Origin of the sequence: Mycobacterium sp. pV006 (assembly GCF_041287115.1) — a bacterium.
In the GTDB taxonomy this organism is placed as follows: Bacteria; Actinomycetota; Actinomycetes; order Mycobacteriales; family Mycobacteriaceae; genus Mycobacterium.
In genome coordinates this window covers 153,408-173,318 of record NZ_JBGGKT010000002.1, presented here as the reverse complement: position 1 = coordinate 173,318, position 19,911 = coordinate 153,408, and the positions used below count along the sequence as shown (strand labels likewise).

Genomic DNA, 19,911 nt, shown 5'->3' with positions numbered 1-19,911 from the left:
GATATTCCGCTGCGCTCAGTCCTCGGTGAGTTCGGCGGTGATCTCGGCGACGACCGCGTCGATGCGTTCCCGATCCGCGTCGATCGACGTCGCGGCCTCGTCGTTCGCTTTCTGCAGGGCCTCGTTCACGCGGTGCTCGACGGTGTCGGCGCCCAGGCGCAACAACCCGTCCTGGATGTGCACGTCCTGCAGCCAGTGATGGCCGTTGAGTGTCACCTCGACGGTCTCGGACTCGTCGGTCGCAGTGAACGAGTCCGACGCCATCTTCTCGAGCTGTTCGTCCATGAGGTTCTGGAGTCTGCGCGCCTGGCGCAACACGGCGGCGACCTCGGGGTGCATGTCGTCGGTCACGGGGACTCCTTCCTGGCGTCGTCGACGCTGCCGCGCCGGCGCGGCCGGTTGCCGATCACCGGTTCCGTCCACGGCCGATCCTCGGTGTAGAGCTCCTCGTCCTCGGAGAGCTGCGGATTACGCTTCTTGTCTCCCGAATTGCCTTGTCCGCCATGCATCATCGGCGCCATCCCGCCCATACCGCCGCCCATGGCGACTCCGGCGGCTCCACCGGCCGCCGCCGCGGGGGCGATGGGTGGGCCGCCGCGTGTGGGTGCCACGGTCTCGGCGCCGACGGCCGGCTGCAGCGGACCGGACGGGATGCCACCGCCACCGCCACCGGCGCCCCCGCCTGCGCCACCGCCGGCTCCGGCCGGTCGGGTGGCGGGTTCGCCGGGCAGCTTGGGCTCGGTCTTCGGGGTACCCGAACCTCCACCGGGCATACCTCCACCGGGTGCGCCGCCCCCGGGTGCGCCGCCGCTCGGCGCGCCACCGCCCGGCGGGGAACCGCCACTGGGTGGGGAGCCGCCGGCGGGTGCACCCTCCGGTGGGCCGCCTTCCGGTCGGGTGCCGGCAGCCGGATCCCCCGGCGGGACCTGCGGTGCCGGCGGCTGGGTGCCCGCCGGTGCCGGCGGCGGTTCCTGCGGGGTCCGTCCAGCACCGCCCCCCGACGACGGTGAGGTGCCGGCCGGACCGCCCGGTGCCCTGCCGGGGTCGTCCTGCGGCAGCGTGCGGGTCGCGCGGCGATGCTGCTGGGTGGTCACCGGAACGCCCGAGACCACCGGGTTGGGCGGGTCCTGCGGGGTGACCTGGTAGGGCTGCGAGTCACGGGCGTAGACGTTGCGCACCGTCTCGGATTCGCGTTGCAGCGCCGCCATCCGCTCCATCTTCGGAAAGGTGTCGGCGGTCATCGGTTTGCCCATCACCTGCGCTTCGAGGTGCTGGTACTCCACGGCGATCGGCCGGTGCTGGTTCTGGGTGCGTTCGTGCGCCTCGACCATGCGGTCGGCTTCTCCGGCAAGCCGTTTCCAGTTGTCGGCCAGGCCGATCATCCACTGTTGGAAGCTGTGGAACTTGCCGTAGGCCACATCGGCGGCCTCGCCCTCCCACAGCACGCTGTCGACCTCGAACTGCATGGCCGACGCCTCCAGCGACGCTGCGTTGCTGCGCCACACCTGCGCGGCGGCGCGCAGCGACGCGCCACCGTCCCCGCCGTCCAGCGCCTGCTGGACCTGCGGGGGCGACATCATGGGATCGGGCGGTGGCTGTCCCTTCGGGATCGCCAGGGGCGGCGGCTTCGGTGGCGCCGGGATGTTCACCACCTGCGGGAACACCGTCTCCTCGGCGGACGGTCCGCCCGGCCCGCCCATCGTCGAACCGATGTCCTGTCCCGAGGAGTGGTCCACCACCTCGTAGGCGTCGGCGACGTTGCGCAGGGTCTGGGCCAGGCGCTGACTCTCGATCCGCCCGTACTCCTGATGCGCCCACAGCGCCTGCGCGTTGGCGCTGAGATTGGCCACCGCCACGGCACTGCCGGGCAACAGGTCCGGCGGGTTCAGCGGTGGCTGCGCGGCCGCGTCGGTCCACGGCAGGCTGTCGAGTTGCGCGGCTTTGCGACGCAGATCGTCGGGCTCGACCTGGACTTCAGACCCGGTCACGGTTCCAGCACCATCTGGTAGCGGCTCTCTTCGCGCGGATTGATCAGCCGGATGGGCAGTTGCTTGTGCCGCGGCGTGGCGATGAAGTTCTGCCGCAACACCACTCGACCGAGCCCGGGGTGCGCGCCGAGATAGGTGGTGGCATGCGGCCAGGCCACCTTGGCGACCGGGCCGACGTGCGCGTTGACGTAGCCGGCGAACTCGCGGAACTGCGGGGTCAGCGTCACCTCCGCACCGGCGGCGGCCGAGCGCACCACGAACTGGGTGAACAGCCGCGCATCACCCAGGTTGATGCTGATGTCGACGTCGTCGAACGGCATGTAGACCGGGTAGCGGTCGGCGGTCTCGCCGACGAGCACACCGGCCGAGCCGATCGGCAACTCGTAGTGGCGGTCGCTGACCGGGCTCTGTCCCAGCAGCGCCGCACGCTGTCCGCCGTACAGGCACGAAAACCCGCGTGGCGTCGACGGATTGCCCAGGGTGGTCAACAGCACGGTGGTGGTGGGCGCCGCGCCGGGGGCGATGCGCACCCTGGTCACGGTGTGGTCCGCGCGCGCCGACCACCAGACGTCGGGTCCGCCGGGAGCGGTGTAAGCGGCGGTGAAAGTGCTGCGCCCCTTGATCATCGACCAGGTTTCCCGTTCGAAACTGATCTCGGTGGCGTGGTCGAAGTCGTCGAAGCTGCGGGCCGGCCGCGCGTCCACCCCGCGGCTGGCGAGGTGGTCGGCGATACGGGTGGTCGACGACACCAGGTACTGGGCCAGACCCGGGACCCCGGCGTTGCGCCGGGCCGCCGAGCGACGGGTGCGTTCGGGATCTGCCCGCAACACGATCCACGTCCGTCGGCTCGCCGGCGCGGGGTACGGACCCACCACCTGGTCGTAGAGCGCCACCAACGCCGACGGCGCGGTCCTGCCGACGCGGTATCCGGCGGACACGACGTCGGCGTGCAGGTCCGGACAGTAGGCCTGCAGCAGGTCCTCGACGAGGCGGGTGTCGAGCACGTCGTCGGTGGCCGCCGCGCCGTTGACGATCACCGTCGGGGTGAACGGCCGCGGAACCAGTTCGATGACCGACATCAACTGGTCACCGTGCCAGCGCACCGCCACGTGGTCGGCGGGGATGACCGTCGCCCCGACCGCCGGTGCGGACGGGGCGGGCGGGGACTGGCGGTGGCGGCGTCGCCACGCGACCAGCGCCGCGACCCATCCGGTGACCCGCCGACCGCGGATGGTCAGGACCGCGCCCAGGCCGATGAGCACGGCCGCGACGATGCCCAGCCACAGCAGATCGTGGGTCATCCCCACCAGGACGCAGGCCGGGATCAGCACCGCGGCCCCGAGCGCGTGCCCGGTGGTGAAGCGGAACCCGAAGATCGACAGAAGCTTGTTCATCGGCGGCGCAACGCCCTTCGCGCCAGTGCTGCGAACCCGAGGGCCGCGGCCACCCCGACCCCGACGACGACGACCGCGGTGATCGGGGTCCGGTCCGGGGGCGGCACGTGGACCGGCGGCGGGATCGCCTTGACCTCGTACGGCACCGCTTCCGGGCCGGGCGGCACGTCCCAGGTGAGTGCGGCCACGGGGTCGACGACCCCCGCGCCCACCACGTTGTCGACGCCGCCGCCGGGATGGCGGGCGGTCGCAGTGATGCGGTTGATGACCTGGGCGGGCGTGAGTTCCGGGAAACGCTGCCGGATCAACGCGGCCAGCCCGGAGACATACGCCGCGGAGAACGAGGTGCCGCTGATCGGGATCGGGCCGTCCTCGCCCTGCAGGGCGTTGACGGGGTTGCCGTCGTAACCGAGCGCGACCAGGTTCTCCCCCGGGGCGGCGGCACCGACCCACGGGCCGTGCATCGAGAAACCGCTCGGGGCGCCGTTGGGTGCGACGCTGCCCACGGTGAGTACCAGCGGCGAGTACCAGGCCGGCGACACGATCGAGGACACCTGCTGCCACCCCCGGGGGTCGGCGGGCACGGCCGGATCCGGTGGCGGGTTCTGCGTGCAGTCACCGCCCGTGTTGCCGGCGGCGACGACGACCACGGCGCCCTTGACATTGACCGCGTGGTTGATCGCGGCGCCGACGGGACGCTCGTCGATGAGGCGGGTGGTCTTGTAACAGGCCGCCTCGCTGATGTTGATGACCTGCGCGCCCAGGTTGGCCGCGTGCACGATGGAGCGGGCCAGGCTGCGCAGCGATCCGGCGGTGCGCGTGCTGTTCGGGTCGTTGGGGTCGGTGCGGGTGCCGACCGGCTGGAAACTGTCCGACGTCTGGCGCAACGACAGCACCCGGGCATCGGGCGCGACACCGACGAACGCGTCGGTGGGGGAGCCGCGGCCGGCGATGACCGCTGCGGTGAGGGTGCCGTGGGCGTCGCAGTCCGACATGCCGTTCCCGGCCTGGTCGACGAAGTCGCCGCCCGGTTCGGCCGGCACCCGGGCCGAACCGTTGACTCCGGTGTCGATGACCGCGACCGTGATGCCTGCCCCCGTGGCGAACCGGTGGGCGTCGGCCAAGCGCAGGTAGTCGCTGGCCCAGGGCCGATCGACGAAGTTGGAGTCGGGGAAGACCGTCGGCGCCGCGCACACCCGGCGCTGTTCCATCGGCTGATCGGGGCCGGTCTCGTCGGGCGGGATCGCGGCGGGGTCGACCACCGGAGGTTCGATCGCCCCGGAGGGCGGAGCGCACAGCACGGTCAGGAGCACCACGGCGAGCGCGCCACCGAGACGGCGCATGGTGTCACCCCCTGACAGTTTGTGTTCTGCGACAGTGTGCCGACCCGCGGCGGGCAAACACGAGTCACCCCCTGCGGAGGCGCGGAAAGTCACCTCACGCCCCTCGCCTCGGCAGCACATCGGCAAGTTTAGGGGTGCTGCGCGGGGGGTTGTTCCGCTTTCTCGCGGCCTGTGACCCAGGCCGGGAATGAATCGGACCGCAGTCCGGTTGGTTCGGGCATGCCTGCCATCACTGCCGACACCCTCACGCTGCCGCGCTTGAGCGGCCCGTCAGCCTCCGACACCGAACGTCCGGTGCGGTCGATCACCACCGGTCCCTCTGGGTACGAAGGCGAAGGATTCCCGGTCGTCCGGGCTTTCGCGGGGGTCAGCGCCCGCGACCTCGACCCGTTCATCCACATGGACCAGATGGGCGAGGTCGACTACGAACCCGGCGAACCCCGCGGCACCAACTGGCATCCGCACCGCGGCTTCGAGACCGTCACCTACATCATCGACGGCCGCTTCGCGCACCAGGACTCCCACGGCGGCGGCGGTCTGATCACCGACGGCGCCACCCAGTGGATGACCGCGGGATCCGGCATCCTGCACATCGAGACCCCGCCCGCCGAACTCGTCGAGAGCGGTGGGCTGTTCCACGGCATCCAGTTGTGGGTGAACCTGCCGAAGAAGGACAAGTTCGCCGCACCCCGGTACCAGTCGATCGAGGGCGAGCGGGTCGCGCTGCTGTCGTCGACCGACGGTGGTGCGCTGGTGCGGGTCATCGCCGGCGAGATCGACGGCCGGGGTGGCCCGGGCGCGACCTACACACCGATCACGCTCGCGCACGCCACGATTCAGCCGGGCGCGCTGCTGAACCTGCCGTGGGACCGCGACTTCAACGCGCTGGTCTACGTGCTGTCCGGGCGCGGATCGGTGGGCCCGGTCGCACATCCGATCCACCAGGGGCAGCTCGCGGTGCTGGGGCCCGGTGACCGGATCAGCGTGGCCGCCGAGCGCACGCAGGACGCGAACCGGCCCGCCCTCGAGGTGCTGCTGCTGGGCGGTCTGCCGATCCGTGAACCGGTGTTCCAGTACGGACCGTTCGTGATGAACTCCAAGTCCGAAATCATCGAAGCCGTCGAGGATTTCGAGGCCGGCCGCTTCGGCGCCATCCCGCCCGACGCGTTGATGCCCCACCGCCCGAGGCGCTGAGGCAGCTCAGTTCTGCCGCGGCAGAAGCTCTTCGGCGAAGCGGTCGACGAACGTATCGAGGTCGGCGGCCCCGGTTGGTCGGATGACGAACTTGCTCAGCCCCGCCTCGATGTAGGCGTCGAGTTGACGATGCAGCTGCGGCCAGTCCGCGGCGATCAGGTCGGCGACGTCGACGTCGGGGCGGCGCCGCCGCACCATCGCGGCCACGTCGTCGGGAATTGTGCCGTCGCACACCGCCAGACTGACGCCGAAGTGGTCGGCCTCGACCTCCCGGCCGGCGGCAGCTGCGGCGGCCTGGATCTGCTCACGTCCGGAGCGCGCCTCGGCGGGGGTGACGAAGCTGCCGAGCCAGCCGTCGGCCAGCCGCCCGATACGCCGGAACGCAGCGGGCGCCGAACCCCCGACCCAGATGTCCAGCGGCGGGGAAGGCCTGGGCGCCAGCGAGATTCCGCGCAGCGAGAAGTGTCGGCCGACGAAGTCGGCGCCGTCCTGCTCGAGCGCGGTCCGCAACAATTGCAGCGCCTCGTCGAACATCTCGGCCCGCTTACCGTCGGGCACGGCGAACAGGTCGCGCTCGGCCGGGATCGCGGAGGTCAGGCCGAAGACCGGCAGCACCCGTTTGGGCGCGAGAGCCGCCAGCGAGGCCAGCTGTTTGGCGACGAGCACCGGATGGCGGCCCGGCAGAATCGCCACCGAGGTGCCGACCTTGAGGCGCGTGGTGCGGCCCAGCGCGAACGCCATCCCCACGAACGGGTCCACCGCCGCGGTGTAGACCAGCTCGGAGAACCACAGCGAATCGATGCCGGCGCGCTCCATCCGGTCGACCAGCCCGGCCAGACGGTCCGGCGCGGTGTCGGCGCCCACGCCGACGCCGAACCGGATCTTCACCACGGGCCCATGCTACGGAGCCCTGCCGTCCGCGGCGTCGTGCAGCGGGTAGTGCAGTTCGAGTTCACCCAGCAACGCCGCCACGGTCAGCAACGGCAGGGCCGCCGACACCGCCAGGTCGTCGTCGCGGGCTTCCGAGCGCAGGGCGCGCACGAACTCGTCGCTGATCGGATCGAGCTGGTGGGCAGCCGGTTTCCCGCACACCCGTGCGTACAGCGCGTCACAGTGAGACTCCAGGACCCGCCGCACGCCGGGATAGGCCTCCAGTGGTGGCGGGGTCGGGATGTCGGCGATCAGGTCGGCGGCCGACCGCAGCCGCAGCGCCCGGTCGAACGAGCGCACCACCGGCGCGCGCAGGTCCGTCTCGCCGCTGCCCTCCGAAAGGTATTGGCGTACCGCGTCGTCCGCGACGCGGGCCGCGGTCACCGCCTGGAAGCCGGCGGCAGCGACCTCGTCGGCACGGGACTCGAAGTCGCCGCGGGTGATCCGCAGCACCGCCACCCGCAGGTAGCGCGCGAAGACCCCGCGCGCCGAGCCCACTGCGCGCGTCACCGCCGCGGCCGCGCCGCGTGGCCACAACAGCAGCGACACCGCGGCACCGACGAGCGCGCCGACCACGACGTCCTCGACACGGATCAATCCGACCTGCCATCCGCTGGGGGCGATCAGGTTGAAGAAGATCAGCACCAACATGGTGAACGCGGCCTGCGCGGCGGTGAACGAGGCGATCTCGGGTACATACGCCGACCCGAACACCACGACCGGGAGCAGCACCCACATCGCCACCGGGTCGACACCGACGAACCCGATCAGCAACGCGCCCAACAGGAATCCGATGCCGGTGCCGACCACCGCACGCCACACCCGCGTGCCGGTGGTCAACGCGCTGCTGCGCAACACCGACAGCGCGCCCAACACCACCCAGAAGCCCTGCTCCACCGAGAACGCCTGGGTGATCGCCACCGCGACGGCAAGACCGAGACCGGTGCGCAGCGCGTTGCGCAGCGCCACCGCCCGGTTCGCGACGAAACCCGAGGTGATCTGCGCGGCCGCGGCGGTCTCCCCGAGCAGCCGGTCCGACGCACCCGTCGGCGGCAAGCCCAGACCCAGTGCCCGCTGCCATACCGGGCGGGCGTCGGCCGCCGCGGCCGCGGCGATGATCCGTCCCGTGGCGCCGACCGTGGCGGCCACCGCACGCCGGTGCAGCAGCGCGCCGCCCAGCCGCACCGCGTGCTCGTCGTCGACGGTGGCCAGGATCGCCTCCACGTCCTCGCGCCACCGGCCGCGCGCTGCCGAGCGCAGCGTCGCGAGCGCCCCCTCGAGTTGCGCGCGGGCCGGAGCCCGGTCGGCCGGTCGCGAAACCTGCAGCACCCCGGCGGCGCTGCGCAACACGCGCGCCACGGCCTCCTTGTCGCGCAGGGTGACCTCGGTGTCCAGTCCGACGCGGTCGGCCACCCACTCCAGGTCGTCGACGACACGGACCAGTGCGCGGCTGCCGGCCGACAGCCCGACCGGGCGGTAGTCCGTGCCGAGGAAGGTCCGGTTCAGCGCGTCCATCGCGCGCCGGACGTCTGCCGCGGAGGCGGCGCCTTCGATCTGGTCGGCCAGCAGCGCGCACACCCGCGCGGCACGTCGGCGCAGCTGTCCGTGGTGGCGCGGCGGCAATAGGAACAGCGCGGCCGGAACGCACACGGCCAGCGCGACGGCCCAGCCGAGCAGTCGTTCCGGGATCGGGCCCGGCGGGGTGCACACCGGCAGGACGAAGGTCAGCAGCGTGGACCGCTGTCCGGCCGCCACCGTCTCGCTGAGCACACCGGAGAACGTGACCAGCACGCCGAGCACCAGCATCACCACCACGGCCGCCGGGGCGTGCGGGGACAGCAGCGTGCCGACCGTGATGAGCACGGCGCCGTTGATGCCCAGTCCCGCGTAGGCCAGGGCGCGGTTCTGCCGGTTGCCGGGGAAGTCGGCCAGCACGAGCAGGGCCAGCGACCCGAACAGCGCGTACAGCGGCGTCTGCGTGGAATCTCCGGCGGCCAGGAAGCCGACGGCCGCCGAGAGCGGGACCACCACGGCAGCCCGGACCGCGCGGCGCAGCGCATCCCGATCAGGGTCGCGGCGGCGCACCCGCCCGGCGACGCGCGCCCACAATCCGCTCCCGCTGCTCGTCATCACCGTGGCGGTCGGCCGCTCACCGTTTGCTGTCCGAGCAGATCCGGTCACTCATCGTCGGGGACCGAGCGGAAGCGGCCGGAGTCCAGGGCGTCGAGCATCTGGTCGACGATCCAGCGTCCCGCCGAGACCTCGGTGGGCAGGATGGCCTGCTCGTAGCCGACCAGCAGGTACATGCCCCATGCCGCGAACAGCTGGGCCTGCCGGCGGTTCTGCAGGATCTCCAGCGCCGAGTCGTAGAGCGCCTCGAAGCGCTGGGCGTCGACCGCCGCCTGCACCTTGCGCACCTCGGGATCGACCGCACTCCAGGCGCGGATCGCACCCTCTGCACTGTGCGGCAGGGTCAGCCCGTTCTGGATCAATTTGTCGATGCGCGCCCGGGGATCCGGTTCGGAGCCGGCGGCCTCGACCACGGCGACCGTCATGCCGTGCTGCCAGTGCGCGACGAGCTCGCGGGTGAACGCCGACCAGCTGGAGAAATAGTGGTAGAAGGATCCGGTGGTGACGCCCAGCCGCTGACATACGACGGCCAGCTTCAGCCCGCCGAATCCCAAGTCTGCCAGCACAGCCAGTGCGGTTTCGAAAAACGACTCGCGCGACGACACGGCCCCCATGGGGCGCAACCCTAATTCCACGCATCGATGCACGGCGGACGCACCGCCGGATTTTTCGGTCTCCGGCCCCGCCGCGCAGCGCGAAGAATTTGCTGGAATCGCGCGTCCCGGCGCGGCCGAACAACCTGCTGCCAACGGTCGACGTGTTGTGTGGCACAATTTGACCGTGCCGTATACGGCGAGTCGAGGGCCAGGTCGTCCTCCCGCAGCTAAGGCCGCTGAAACGCGGGAGCGCATCGTGCGTGCTGCTCGGGAAGTCTTCAGCGAACTCGGATACGATGCCGCCACTTTTCAGGCCATCGCCATCCGTGCAGATCTCACCCGGCCCGCCATCAACCACTACTTCTCCAGCAAACGGATTCTCTGGGCCGAGGTGGTGCAGCAGACCAACGCCGCGATTGTTAGCGCGGGCATCGCCCGGGCGCACGATCACACCCGGCTGGTGGACCGGCTCGTGGCGTTTTTGACCACCGCGACCCAGGTGGAGGTCGACAACCGGTCGGCGGCCGCGTTCCTCGTGACCTCGGTCCTGGAGACCCAGCGTCACCCCGAACTGGTCGACGACGAACACGATCCGCTGAAGAACTCGCAGCAGTTCGTCCGGTGGGCCGTCGACGACGCCATCACCCGCGGCGAACTAAGCACTGACACCGATGTCGAGCAGCTCGTCGAGATGCTGGTGGCGGTGTTGTGGGGATTGGGCTTCTACGCCGGATTCATCGGCGACCAGGACAAGCTCGGCGCGGTGATCCACAAGTTGGAGTTGCTGCTGGCCCACAAGCTGTGGAATCTCAGCGAGTAGAGACCAACCGCACAGGTTCCGCACAGTTGCGCAGCCATTTCTTTAGATAGACTTCCGAAGTACTTTTCTCCGTACTGAGGGAGCCCTCCATTGAGCGCACTGCGCACTGACGACGACACCTGGGACATCGCCTCCAGTGTGGGCGCCACCGCGGTGATGGTGGCCGCCGCGCGTGCCGCCGAAACCGCCCGGCCCGACGCGCTGATCGCCGACCCGTACGCCGAGACCCTCGTCGCCGAGGCGGGCGCCGGCTCCTGGGAGCAGCTGCTCGACACCGGCCTGATCGCGCGGATCGCGGAAGCGGACGCCGAGGTCGCCGTGATGTTCGAGCACATGTTCAGCTACCAGGCCGTCCGCACCCACTTCTTCGACCGCTTCTTCGCCGAGGCGACCGCAGCCGGGATCCGCCAGGTCGTCATCCTCGCCGCCGGCCTCGATTCCCGGGCGTTCCGGCTCGCCTGGCCGGCCGGGACCACCGTCTACGAGATCGACCAACCTCTGGTGCTGCAGTACAAGGGCCAGACCCTGGCCCGCCACGGCGTGACCCCCACCGCCGACCGGCGCGAAGTCCCCATCGACCTGCGCCAGGACTGGCCCGCCGCCCTGACCGCCGCCGGATTCGACCCGGCGCAGCCCACCGCATGGCTGGCCGAGGGCCTGCTGATGTACCTGCCCGCCGTGGCCCAGGATCGCCTGTTCGAACTGATCACCACGCTCAGCGCACCCGGCAGCCGGGTCGCCGCCGAGAGCATGGGAGACCACGCCACCGACCGCCGCGAACAGATGCGGGAACGATTCGCCGCGCTGACGGCCCAACTCGGTGTCGACGAGCCGATGGACATCACCGACCTGGTCTATGAGGATCCCGACCGCGCCGACGTGGCCGAGTGGCTGGGTGCCCACGGCTGGGTCGCCGAACCGCACTCGTCGCAGGACGAGATGCGCCGCCTGGGCCGGCTGATCGACATCCCGCAGGCAGACGAGAAGTCCTTCTCGACGTTCACCACCGCGCAGCGGCTCGGAGCCTGAGCAGGGCACCTGTTCACCAACCGGACGGTTGACTACGATTCGGGGCATCCGAGGTCAGGAAGGAGACCCCGTCATGACCGCAGAATCCGTCGCACCGGTCCAAGCCGCCGGCGCCACCGCGACCGACATCCCCGCCGTCGTCAACCGGCTCCGTCAGACGTTCGCCACCGGACGTACCCGCAGCATCGAATGGCGCAGAAACCAGCTGCGCGCGCTCGAGAAGCTGATGACCGACAACGAGGGCGCGATCGCCGAGGCTCTCGAGAAGGACCTCGGCCGGGCGCCGTTCGAGGCCTGGCTCGCCGACATCGCCAGCACTGCGGGCGAGGCCGCCTACGCGGCCAAGAACGTCCGCAAGTGGGCCAAGCGCCGCTACCGCATGCTGGAGATGTCGCAGCTGCCCGCGCTCGGCTGGATCGAATACGAGCCCTACGGCACCGTGCTGATCATCGGCGCCTGGAACTTCCCGTTCGCGCTCACCCTCGGCCCGGCCGTCGGCGCCATCGCCGCCGGGAACACCGTGGTGCTCAAGCCATCTGAGGTCTCGCCCGCGTCGTCGGCGTTGATGGCCGAACTGGTGCCGCGCTACCTGGACAACGACGCGATCGCCGTCGTCGAGGGTGACGGCGCGGTCAGCCAGGAACTGATCAACCAGGGCTTCGACCACCTGATCTTCACCGGTGGCACCGAGATCGGCCGCAAGGTGTACGAGAGCGCCGCGTCGCACCTGACGCCGGTGACCCTCGAACTCGGCGGCAAGAGCCCGGTCATCGTCTCCGCCGACGCCGACATCGAGGTCGCCGCGCAGCGCATCGCGTGGACCAAGCTGATCAACTCCGGCCAGATCTGCATCGCGCCGGACTACGTGCTGGTCGAAGCCCCGGTGCGCGACAAGCTGGTCGACGAGATCCGCAAGGCCGTCGACCGATTCGAAGCCGGCAACCCCGACGGCAAGCGCATCGTCAACGAACGGCACTTCAACCGCCTGGTCAACGCGCTGGCCGCGACCAAGGGCACCGTGGCCGTCGGCGGCCAGTCCGACGCCGTCAACATCAAGATCGCCCCGACCGTCGTCGTGGACCCCGACCCGGCCGAGCCGTTGATGACCGACGAGATCTTCGGGCCGATCCTGCCCATCCTGACGGTGAAAAACCTCGACGAGGCCATCTCGTTCGTCAACGCGCGGCCGAAACCGTTGGCGGCCTACCTGTTCACCAAGTCCAAGGCCGTGCGCGAGCGGGTTATCAAGGAGGTGCCCGCCGGCGGCATGGTGGTCAACCACCTGATCTTCCACTTCGCCACCCACAAGCTGCCGTTCGGCGGTGTCGGCCCGTCCGGATTGGGCGCCTATCACGGCAAGTTCGGTTTCGAGACGTTCAGCCACAGCAAGTCGGTGCTGACCAAGCCGACCCGGCCCGACATCGGCGCGTTCATCTACCCGCCCTACACGGAGAAGGCGTGGAAGCTGGCGCGCAAGCTCTTCTAGACGAGGCGGGCAGGAGCGACGCGACCCGGGAAGATAGTTTGAGCCGGTCGAACCCCTTACGAGAGGAACATCAGTGCCAGGAGTGCAGGATCGTGTCATCGTCGTCACGGGTGCGGGAGGCGGCCTCGGCCGCGAGTACGCCCTGACCCTCGCCCGCGAAGGCGCCAGCGTCGTCGTCAACGACCTCGGTGGAGCGCGCGACGGAACCGGCTCGGGATCGACGATGGCCGACGAGGTCGTCAAGGAGATCAAGGACGCCGGCGGTCGCGCCGTGGCGAACTACGACTCCGTCGCCGAGCCCGAGGGTGCCGAGAACATCATCAAGACCGCTGTCGACGAGTTCGGCAAGGTCGACGGTGTGGTCTCCAACGCGGGCATCCTGCGCGACGGCACCTTCCACAAGATGTCGTTCGAGAACTGGGACGCCGTGCTCAAGGTGCACCTCTACGGCGGCTACAACGTCATCCGCGCCGCCTGGCCGCACTTCCGGGAGAACGGCTTCGGTCGTGTCGTGGTGGCGACCTCGACCAGCGGTCTGTTCGGCAACTTCGGCCAGGCCAACTACGGCGCCGCCAAGCTGGGGCTCGTCGGCCTGATCAACACGCTGTCGCAGGAAGGCGCCAAGTACAACATCAAGGCCAACGCGATCGCCCCGATCGCCGCGACCCGCATGACGCAGGACATCTTGCCGCCCGAGGTGTTCGAGAAGCTGACGCCCGAGTACGTGGCGCCGATCGTCGGATACCTGTGCACCGAAGAGCTCCCCGACACCCAGTCGGTGTTCATCGTCGGTGGTGGCAAGGTGCAGCGCGTCGCGCTGTTCCAGAACGCCGGTGTGACGTTCACCGAGGTGCCCTCGGTCGACGACGTCGCCGCCAAGTGGGGCGAGATCACCGACCTGTCGGCGGCCGAGCGGGCCACCTTCAGTCTCGGCTGATTTTTCGTGAAAGCACTTGTCGCACAAGAACTGACCGGTCCTTCCGGGCTGGCGTACACCGACGTCGACGACATCACGGCCTCCGACGCCGTCGTCATCGACGTCGGTGCCGCCGGCGTCTGCTTCCCCGACCTGCTGATGCTGCGCGGGGAATACCAGATGAAGGTGCCTGCACCGTTCGTCCCCGGACTCGAAGTCGCGGGCACGGTGCGCTCGGCCCCCGACGGGTCGGGTTTCGTTGCCGGGCAGCGGGTCTCGGCGTTCACGCTGCTGGGCGCTTGGGCCGAGCAGGTCGCCGTGCAACCGGGCAGCGTGATCCCCACCAACGACGCCCTCGACGACGGCGCGGCGGTGTGCCTGCTGGGCAATTACTACACGATGCACTTCGCGCTGCACCGTCGCGGAGGCCTGCGTGCCGGCGAGACGGTCCTGGTGCTCGGCTCCGGCGGCGGCATCGGCACCGCGTCCATCCAGATCGCGAAGGCGTTGGGCGCCAAGGTGATCGCGATGGTGCACCGATCCTCGGCCACGGAGTTCGTAGAGTCTCTGGGCGCTGACGTGGTGTTGCCACTGACCGACGGCTGGCTCGACGCGGTCAAGGCCGAGACCGGAGGGCGCGGCGTCGATCTGGTGGTCGACCCGATCGGCGGGGCGGCGTTCGACGACGCCATCCGGGCGCTGGCCACCGAAGGCCGGCTGCTGGTCATCGGGTTCGCCGCCGGCGGCATCCCGACGGTGAAGGTGAACCGGCTGCTGCTGCGCAACGTCAGCGTCGTCGGCGTGGGGTGGGGTGAGTTCGTCAACCGCACGCCGGGCGCGCAGGCCGAGGTCGGCGCTGCATTGGCCGATCTGGTCGACAACGGGCTCAAACCGCCGGATCCCGTGCGGTACCCGCTGTCCGAGGGGGTCGCGGCAATGCAGGCATTCGCCGACGGAGCGATCAACGGGAAGCTCGTCCTGGAGCCCGGCCGATGAGCGCTCGCGCGAAGAGCAGATAACCATGTTGCGCGCGCTGGCCTTCGACGTGTTCGGCACCGTCGTGGACTGGCGCTCCACTGTCATTCGGGAACTCACCGAGTTCGGCCGCCGCAACGACGTCGCCGCGGACTGGGCGCGCTTCGCCGACGACTGGCGGGCCGGCTACGTCCCGGCCATGGAGCGCGTGCGCAGCGGTGAGCTGCCGTGGACGCGGCTCGATGACCTGCACCGCGGGCGTCTGGTCGAACTGCTCGACGAAGCCGGGATCCGCGTCGGCGCCGCCGAGGTCGACCAGCTGAACCGGGCCTGGCACCGGCTGGATCCCTGGCCGGATGCGGCGGCCGGGCTGCAGCGGCTCAAGCAGCGGTTCCTGGTCACCACGTTGTCCAACGGCAATGTGTCGCTGCTGACGAACATGGCCAAACGCGCCGGCCTGCCCTGGGACTGTGTGATCTCGGCGGAGATCTTCCGGCGCTACAAGCCCGATCCGCAGACCTACCGGGGTTGCGCCGAGCTCCTCGATCTGGCGCCCGAGGAGCTCATGCTGGTCGCGGCGCACCCCACCGATCTGCGGGCCGCGCGGGATGCCGGACTGGCCACCGGATTCGTCTTCCGGCCGCTGGAGTACGGACCCGACCGGCGCGGGCATCGGCCCGCTGCAGGCGAATTCGACATCCACGCAGAAGATTTCCACGACCTCGCCGACCAACTCGGCGCGTAGCGTGGTGTGCATGAGTGACGCCACCACCGCCCTGCCGCCCGCGCTGCAGATGGCGTATCGACTGCTCAGCGATCCACCCGAGCAGCCCGACGTCAGCAAGGGCTACCTCGATCTGCTCGGTGACATCCCGGAAGGGGAGAAGAACACCGGCCCGATCCAGGCGCTGTGGGCGTCGCGGCTGGGCTCGCTGTTCTATGACAACGCGCAACTGCTGATGCGCAAGGTGGTGACCGCTTGGCAGCTGTCGACCGAATGGCTGAACCTGCCGGTCGGCGGGGTGGCGCTCGACGTCGGCAGCGGACCGGGCAACGTCACCGCAGCACTCGGTCGCGCCGTCGGGCCTGCGGGGCTGGCGCTCGGCGTGGACATCTCCGAGCCGATGCTGGCCCGGGCGGTGGCCGCCGAAGCCGGGCCCAACGTCGGCTTTCTGCGCGCCGACGCCCAACGGTTGCCGTTCGGCGACGAGTCGTTCGACGCGGTGGTGTCGGTCGCGATGCTCCAGTTGATCCCCGATCCCGCCACGGCGATCGCCGAGATGGTGCGGGTGCTTCGTCCCGGACGCCGCATCGTGGTGATGGTGCCCACCGCCGGACCGGCCGCCAGCGTCTCCCGCTTCCTGCCCGACGTCGGCGCGCACCTGTTCGACGATGACCAGCTGGCCGACACCTTCGAAGATCTCGGCCTGGTCAGCGTCCGGACCAAGGGCATCGGCACCGTCCAGTGGGTGCGCGGACGCAAGCCGTGACGGCTTAAGCTCGCGACGTGAGCTTCGTCGGCATCCTCCTGGTCGCGCTGGCGATCGCCGTCGGGCTGGCCGGCATCATCCTGCCGATCCTGCCGGGTGCGCTGTTGGTGATCGGTGCCATCGCGGTGTGGGCGGTCGTGGTGAACACCTCCACGTCCTGGATCGTGTTCGCGATCGCGGCCACCCTGATCGTGGTGTCGGCGATCATCAAGTACACCTGGCCGGTCCGCCGCATGCGGGAGGCGCAGGTCCGCACCTCGGTGCTCGTCATCGGCGGGATCGCCGGCGTGGTCGGCTTCTTCGTGATCCCGGTGATCGGTCTGCTCATCGGCTTCGTCGCGGGTGTCTTCGCCGCCGAGTTCGCCACCCGTCAGGACATGACGCGGGCCTGGGCGTCGACCGTGCACGCGCTCAAGGGCGTCGCCCTGTCGGTGGGCGTCGAGCTGCTCGGTGCGCTGTTGGCGACCGCAGCCTGGGTCGTCGGCGTCGTCCTCACGAGCTGACGGCCGGTAGCCCCCGACGGTTCCACGCCTGGGCGAGGCGGCGCCGCACCGTCTCCTCGGTGTCCAAAGCCGTGATGCGGATGACGATCCAGCCAAGGTCGAGCATCTCGTCGTAGCGGCGGATGTCGTTGTCGAACCGGCGAGCGCTCAGCCGATGCTGCTTGCCCTCGTACTCCATTGCGATCTTGTGCTCGTTCCACCCCAGGTCGACGGTGCCGATGAGAGCGCCGTATTCGTTGAGCACGGGCAATTGTGTGCGGGGCCTGGGGTATCCGGCACGCACGACGACGAGTCGCAACCAGGTTTCCTGCGGAGATTCCGCACCGGGGTCCACGAAGCTCAGCACCTCGCGAACGCGGCCCAACCCGTGGCGTCCGGGATATCGACCTGCGGCGGCTGTGATGGCGTCGACAGTCAACCGGGTCGCCCGCGCGAGCGCGTCGACGGCGGTGATCGCGGTGTCGAGCGGGTACCGACGGGCAAGGTCGATCGCGGTGCGTGCAGGTGTCGTCACCCGCATGCCGTCGACAGTGCAGATCTCCTCTTCGGCGAGTACGGCGGCCCACGTGACCACTCCGGGTGTCCGCCTGCGGTTGTCGTCGATGACGGTGGCCGGCAACTTCGGATCGATCCACTTGGCGCCATGTACGGCGGCGGCCGAAAAGCCGGCCAGCACACCGTGACCGCGCGAACGGAGCCAGCAGGCCCTGGCCCGGTTGAGGGCCGTCGGTTCCGTGCCCTTGCGCACGTAAACGTCTTTGTGGATCGCGATGAACCTGGTGCGCAAGGTGTGGCGGGTCATCACGCCGGCAGCAAGCGCTTCACTGCCGAGGAAGGGACCGTCCATGTCGGCAGCATGGCCGAACGCACCGACACCCGATGCGCTCAAGGGCTCGGCTGCGATTTGCGTAACCGGGTGGCGAAAATCTAGCTCGGAAACACCCTGTGGTTACGCAAGTGCGGCAGCCGCGCGTGAGGCCACGCGATTGCGCCCGATTTGCGTAACCGGGTGGCGGATTGCGGGCGCTATATCGCCGTGTGGTTACGCAAGTTCAGCGAGGCGCCTTCGGCGGGACGGGGGGTCAGCCGTGCAGGGCCTTGCGCAGCCGCTGCAGCTCGTCGTCGGTCACACCGGAGGCTTCCAGATAGCCGCGCAGAGAACCGAACTGCTCGTCGATGGTGCGACGCGCGGTATCCAGGTACTGCTCGCGCACACCCAGCACGGAGTCGGTGAGACGCGCCTCGGCGAGCTCGAGGATCTCCGGGGTCTCGGCGGCGCGCATCCGGATCTTGTCCAGGATGCTCTCGCGCAGCTGCGGGACCGCGTCGTTGCTGCGCAGGTAGTCGGACATCACCGCGTCGCGATCGACCCCGGCGGCCTCCAGGACCACCGCGATGGTGAAGCCGGTGCGGTCCTTGCCGGCGAAACAGTGCGCCAACACCCGACGCTCGGTGCCCAGCAGCGTCACCACCCGGTGCACCGCGCGTTGTGCCAACGGCGCGGCGGCGATACGTCCGTACTCCTCGGTCATGTACCGCGCCGCGGCGTCGGCGACCGACTCGTCCTCGGGCTTCTCGGTCATCATCCGTTGGAAGGCGTGCTCGTGCGGCGCCTCGTCGTCGGCGGCGGTGGTCTCCACGAACGGCAGGTGGTGGATCTCCACAGTCGGCGGCACCAGCCCCGGGCCGTGCCGCTCGAGCTCCCGCAGGGTCCGCAGGTCGGCGACGTCGGTGACGCCGTAGCCGGCCAGTGCGGCGCGGCCCGCGTCCTCGAGCTTGGAGAGCTCGCTGGCCCGGTAGAAGCGCCCGGGTGCGATGCCGGTCTGCTCGGAGACGTCGCGAAAGTTCCACGCGCCCGGCAGTTCACCGCCCGACGACGGCACTAGCCCGTCACCGCCGCTGCCAGAGGAGACTTCTCCTTGCCCAACTCCGCCCGCGCGATCGTGCGCATGTGCACCTCGTCGGGTCCGTCGAACAGCCGCATCGCGCGGTGCCAGCTGTACATCCGCGCCAACGGGAAGTCGTCGCAGACGCCCGCGCCGCCGTGCACCTGGATGGCGCGGTCGATCACGTCGCACGCCATCTGCGGTGCCACGGCCTTGATCTGCGCGACCAGCAGCTGGGCGTCCTTGCTCTTGTTGCCGTGCTGGTCGATGGTCCAGGCGGCCTTGTGGCACAGCATCCGGGTCTGCTCGATCTCGTTGCGCGACTTGGCGATCGCCTCGCGCACCACACCCTGCTCGGCGAGCGGCTTACCGAACGCGACCCGCTTCTGCACCCGGTCGACCATCAGCGCCAAGGCCCGCTCGGCCGCACCGATCGCGCGCATGCAGTGATGGATGCGGCCCGGCCCCAGACGGGCCTGCGCGATCGCGAACCCGCTGCCCTCCTCGTCGAGCAGGTTCGACGCCGGCACCCGCACGTTGTCGAAGACGATCTCGCAGTGGCCGTGCTGGTCCTGCCAACCGAAAACCGGCAGCGAGCGCCGGATCTCGATACCGGGGGTGTCGGCGGGCACCAGGATCATCGACTGCTGGCGGTGGCTGGGCCCGTCCGGGTTGGTGCGCCCCATGACGATGAAGATCTTGCAGCGCGGGTCGGCGGCGCCGGTGATCCACCACTTGCGGCCGTTGATGACGTAGTCGTCCCCGTCGCGCAGCATCGTGGTCTGGATGTTGCGGGCGTCGCTGGAGGCGACGTCGGGTTCGGTCATGACGAACGCGCTGCGGATCTCACCGGCCAGCAGCGGATCGAGCCACTGCTTGCGCTGCTCCTCGGTGGCGAACAGGTGCAGCGTCTCCATGTTGCCGGTGTCCGGCGCCGCGCAGTTGGTGGCCTCGGGCGCGATCTCCGGACTCCAGCCGGTCAGCTCGGCCAGCGGCGCGTACTCCAGGTTCGACAACCCGGAGATCGACGGCAGGAACAGATTCCACAGGCCGCGCTCCTTGGCGATCACCTTGAGCTCCTCGACCACCGGCGGGACGGTGTGGTCCTTCGGACCCTTCTCCTCGCGGTAGGCGTGGTACGCCTCCTCGGCGGGAAAGACGTGTTCGGTCATGAAGTCCGTCAACCGCTGGTGGTAATCCTGAGCCTTGGCCGACATCGCGAAGTCCATGC

General features: G+C 69.9%; 19 protein-coding genes. 9 read left to right on the top strand and 10 right to left on the bottom strand.

Features of this window, described 5'->3' with window-relative positions:
- Positions 1 to 15: 15 nt before the first annotated feature.
- The 4 genes from ACAG25_RS04065 to mycP are packed head-to-tail and all read right to left on the bottom strand — an operon-like array spanning position 16 to position 4,725.
- Complete coding sequence (locus tag ACAG25_RS04065) at positions 16 to 351, bottom strand: YbaB/EbfC family nucleoid-associated protein (RefSeq protein WP_370487017.1); 336 nt, start codon at positions 349 to 351, stop codon at positions 16 to 18.
- Complete coding sequence (locus tag ACAG25_RS04060; protein WP_370487016.1) at positions 348 to 1,988, bottom strand: PPE domain-containing protein; 1,641 nt, start codon at positions 1,986 to 1,988, stop codon at positions 348 to 350. Before ACAG25_RS04060 ends, ACAG25_RS04065 begins: the two co-directional genes overlap by 4 nt.
- Entirely contained in the window at positions 1,985 to 3,382 is a 1,398-nt protein-coding gene (gene eccE / locus ACAG25_RS04055) for a type VII secretion protein EccE (protein ID WP_370487015.1), read from the bottom strand. The genes ACAG25_RS04060 and eccE overlap by 4 nt, the downstream gene beginning before the upstream one ends.
- Positions 3,379 to 4,725, bottom strand: coding sequence for a type VII secretion-associated serine protease mycosin (mycP, locus tag ACAG25_RS04050; protein ID WP_370487014.1), 1,347 nt, complete (start codon positions 4,723 to 4,725; stop codon positions 3,379 to 3,381). Before mycP ends, eccE begins: the two co-directional genes overlap by 4 nt.
- 219 nt (positions 4,726 to 4,944) lie before the next feature.
- On the opposite strand from mycP, the gene ACAG25_RS04045 reads away from it, so the two are divergent.
- Entirely contained in the window at positions 4,945 to 5,919 is a 975-nt protein-coding gene (locus ACAG25_RS04045; RefSeq protein ID WP_370487013.1) for a pirin family protein, read from the top strand.
- 6 nt (positions 5,920 to 5,925) lie between these two features.
- Here the strand turns inward: ACAG25_RS04045 and ACAG25_RS04040 are convergent, their stop codons facing one another.
- The 3 genes from ACAG25_RS04040 to ACAG25_RS04030 are packed head-to-tail and all read right to left on the bottom strand — an operon-like array spanning position 5,926 to position 9,593.
- A complete protein-coding gene (locus ACAG25_RS04040) occupies positions 5,926 to 6,807 on the bottom strand; it encodes a TIGR03854 family LLM class F420-dependent oxidoreductase (RefSeq protein ID WP_370487392.1) in 882 nt (293 codons plus the stop codon).
- 12 nt (positions 6,808 to 6,819) lie between these two features.
- Positions 6,820 to 8,979, bottom strand: a complete 2,160-nt coding sequence (locus tag ACAG25_RS04035; protein WP_370487012.1) for an FUSC family protein — start codon at positions 8,977 to 8,979, stop codon at positions 6,820 to 6,822.
- Between the two features lie 47 nt (positions 8,980 to 9,026).
- Positions 9,027 to 9,593: a TetR/AcrR family transcriptional regulator gene (locus ACAG25_RS04030; RefSeq protein ID WP_370487011.1), complete on the bottom strand. Its 567-nt coding sequence runs from the start codon at positions 9,591 to 9,593 to the stop codon at positions 9,027 to 9,029.
- A gap of 166 nt (positions 9,594 to 9,759) precedes the next feature.
- Here ACAG25_RS04030 and ACAG25_RS04025 point away from each other — a divergent pair, with 166 nt between their 5' ends.
- The 8 genes from ACAG25_RS04025 to ACAG25_RS03990 all read left to right on the top strand — a co-directional run bounded on the left by ACAG25_RS04025 (position 9,760) and on the right by ACAG25_RS03990 (position 16,794).
- A complete protein-coding gene (locus ACAG25_RS04025; protein WP_370487391.1) occupies positions 9,760 to 10,395 on the top strand; it encodes a TetR/AcrR family transcriptional regulator in 636 nt (211 codons plus the stop codon).
- A gap of 90 nt (positions 10,396 to 10,485) precedes the next feature.
- Complete coding sequence (locus tag ACAG25_RS04020; RefSeq protein ID WP_370487010.1) at positions 10,486 to 11,424, top strand: class I SAM-dependent methyltransferase; 939 nt, start codon at positions 10,486 to 10,488, stop codon at positions 11,422 to 11,424.
- Between the two features lie 73 nt (positions 11,425 to 11,497).
- On the top strand, positions 11,498 to 12,910 hold the full coding sequence (locus ACAG25_RS04015; protein WP_370487009.1) for an aldehyde dehydrogenase family protein: 1,413 nt from the start codon (positions 11,498 to 11,500) through the stop codon (positions 12,908 to 12,910).
- A 73-nt stretch (positions 12,911 to 12,983) separates the two neighbouring features.
- Positions 12,984 to 13,847, top strand: coding sequence for an SDR family oxidoreductase (locus ACAG25_RS04010; protein ID WP_370487008.1), 864 nt, complete (start codon positions 12,984 to 12,986; stop codon positions 13,845 to 13,847).
- Between the two features lie 6 nt (positions 13,848 to 13,853).
- A complete protein-coding gene (locus ACAG25_RS04005; protein WP_370487007.1) occupies positions 13,854 to 14,822 on the top strand; it encodes an NADPH:quinone oxidoreductase family protein in 969 nt (322 codons plus the stop codon).
- 25 nt (positions 14,823 to 14,847) lie between these two features.
- The gene (locus ACAG25_RS04000; protein WP_370487006.1) at positions 14,848 to 15,546 is read left to right on the top strand and encodes a haloacid dehalogenase type II; all 699 of its coding nucleotides are present in this window, start codon (positions 14,848 to 14,850) and stop codon (positions 15,544 to 15,546) included.
- 10 nt (positions 15,547 to 15,556) lie between these two features.
- Positions 15,557 to 16,291, top strand: a complete 735-nt coding sequence (locus ACAG25_RS03995) for a methyltransferase domain-containing protein (RefSeq protein ID WP_370487005.1) — start codon at positions 15,557 to 15,559, stop codon at positions 16,289 to 16,291.
- A 17-nt stretch (positions 16,292 to 16,308) separates the two neighbouring features.
- Positions 16,309 to 16,794 (top strand): DUF456 domain-containing protein, encoded by a 486-nt coding sequence (locus tag ACAG25_RS03990; RefSeq protein WP_370487004.1) that lies wholly within the window; start codon positions 16,309 to 16,311, stop codon positions 16,792 to 16,794.
- Here ACAG25_RS03990 and ACAG25_RS03985 read toward each other — a convergent pair.
- From ACAG25_RS03985 to ACAG25_RS03975, 3 genes are all read right to left on the bottom strand, one after another.
- On the bottom strand, positions 16,784 to 17,641 hold the full coding sequence (locus ACAG25_RS03985) for a hypothetical protein (RefSeq protein ID WP_370487003.1): 858 nt from the start codon (positions 17,639 to 17,641) through the stop codon (positions 16,784 to 16,786). The two genes, ACAG25_RS03990 and ACAG25_RS03985, sit on opposite strands and share 11 nt — an antisense overlap.
- A 235-nt stretch (positions 17,642 to 17,876) precedes the next feature.
- Positions 17,877 to 18,677 (bottom strand): tyrosine-protein phosphatase, encoded by an 801-nt coding sequence (locus ACAG25_RS03980; protein WP_370487002.1) that lies wholly within the window; start codon positions 18,675 to 18,677, stop codon positions 17,877 to 17,879.
- Positions 18,677 to 19,897, bottom strand: coding sequence for an acyl-CoA dehydrogenase family protein (locus ACAG25_RS03975; RefSeq protein ID WP_370487390.1), 1,221 nt, complete (start codon positions 19,895 to 19,897; stop codon positions 18,677 to 18,679). The genes ACAG25_RS03980 and ACAG25_RS03975 overlap by 1 nt, the downstream gene beginning before the upstream one ends.
- Between the last annotated feature and the right edge of the window lie 14 nt (positions 19,898 to 19,911).

What these genes read in the sequence shown, in the direction of transcription:
- ACAG25_RS04030 (WP_370487011.1), bottom strand. Translation starts at nt 9,593, where the DNA reads ATGGGGGCCGTGTCGTCGCGCGAGTCGTTTTTCGAAACCGCACTGGCT.
- ACAG25_RS04045 (WP_370487013.1), top strand. Translation starts at nt 4,945, where the DNA reads ATGCCTGCCATCACTGCCGACACCCTCACGCTGCCGCGCTTGAGCGGC.
- ACAG25_RS04035 (WP_370487012.1), bottom strand. Translation starts at nt 8,979, where the DNA reads ATGACGAGCAGCGGGAGCGGATTGTGGGCGCGCGTCGCCGGGCGGGTG.
- ACAG25_RS04015 (WP_370487009.1), top strand. Translation starts at nt 11,498, where the DNA reads ATGACCGCAGAATCCGTCGCACCGGTCCAAGCCGCCGGCGCCACCGCG.
- ACAG25_RS04000 (WP_370487006.1), top strand. Translation starts at nt 14,848, where the DNA reads ATGTTGCGCGCGCTGGCCTTCGACGTGTTCGGCACCGTCGTGGACTGG.
- ACAG25_RS03985 (WP_370487003.1), bottom strand. Translation starts at nt 17,641, where the DNA reads ATGGACGGTCCCTTCCTCGGCAGTGAAGCGCTTGCTGCCGGCGTGATG.
- ACAG25_RS03975 (WP_370487390.1), bottom strand. Translation starts at nt 19,897, where the DNA reads ATGTCGGCCAAGGCTCAGGATTACCACCAGCGGTTGACGGACTTCATG.
- ACAG25_RS03995 (WP_370487005.1), top strand. Translation starts at nt 15,557, where the DNA reads ATGAGTGACGCCACCACCGCCCTGCCGCCCGCGCTGCAGATGGCGTAT.
- mycP (WP_370487014.1), bottom strand. Translation starts at nt 4,725, where the DNA reads ATGCGCCGTCTCGGTGGCGCGCTCGCCGTGGTGCTCCTGACCGTGCTG.
- eccE (WP_370487015.1), bottom strand. Translation starts at nt 3,382, where the DNA reads ATGAACAAGCTTCTGTCGATCTTCGGGTTCCGCTTCACCACCGGGCAC.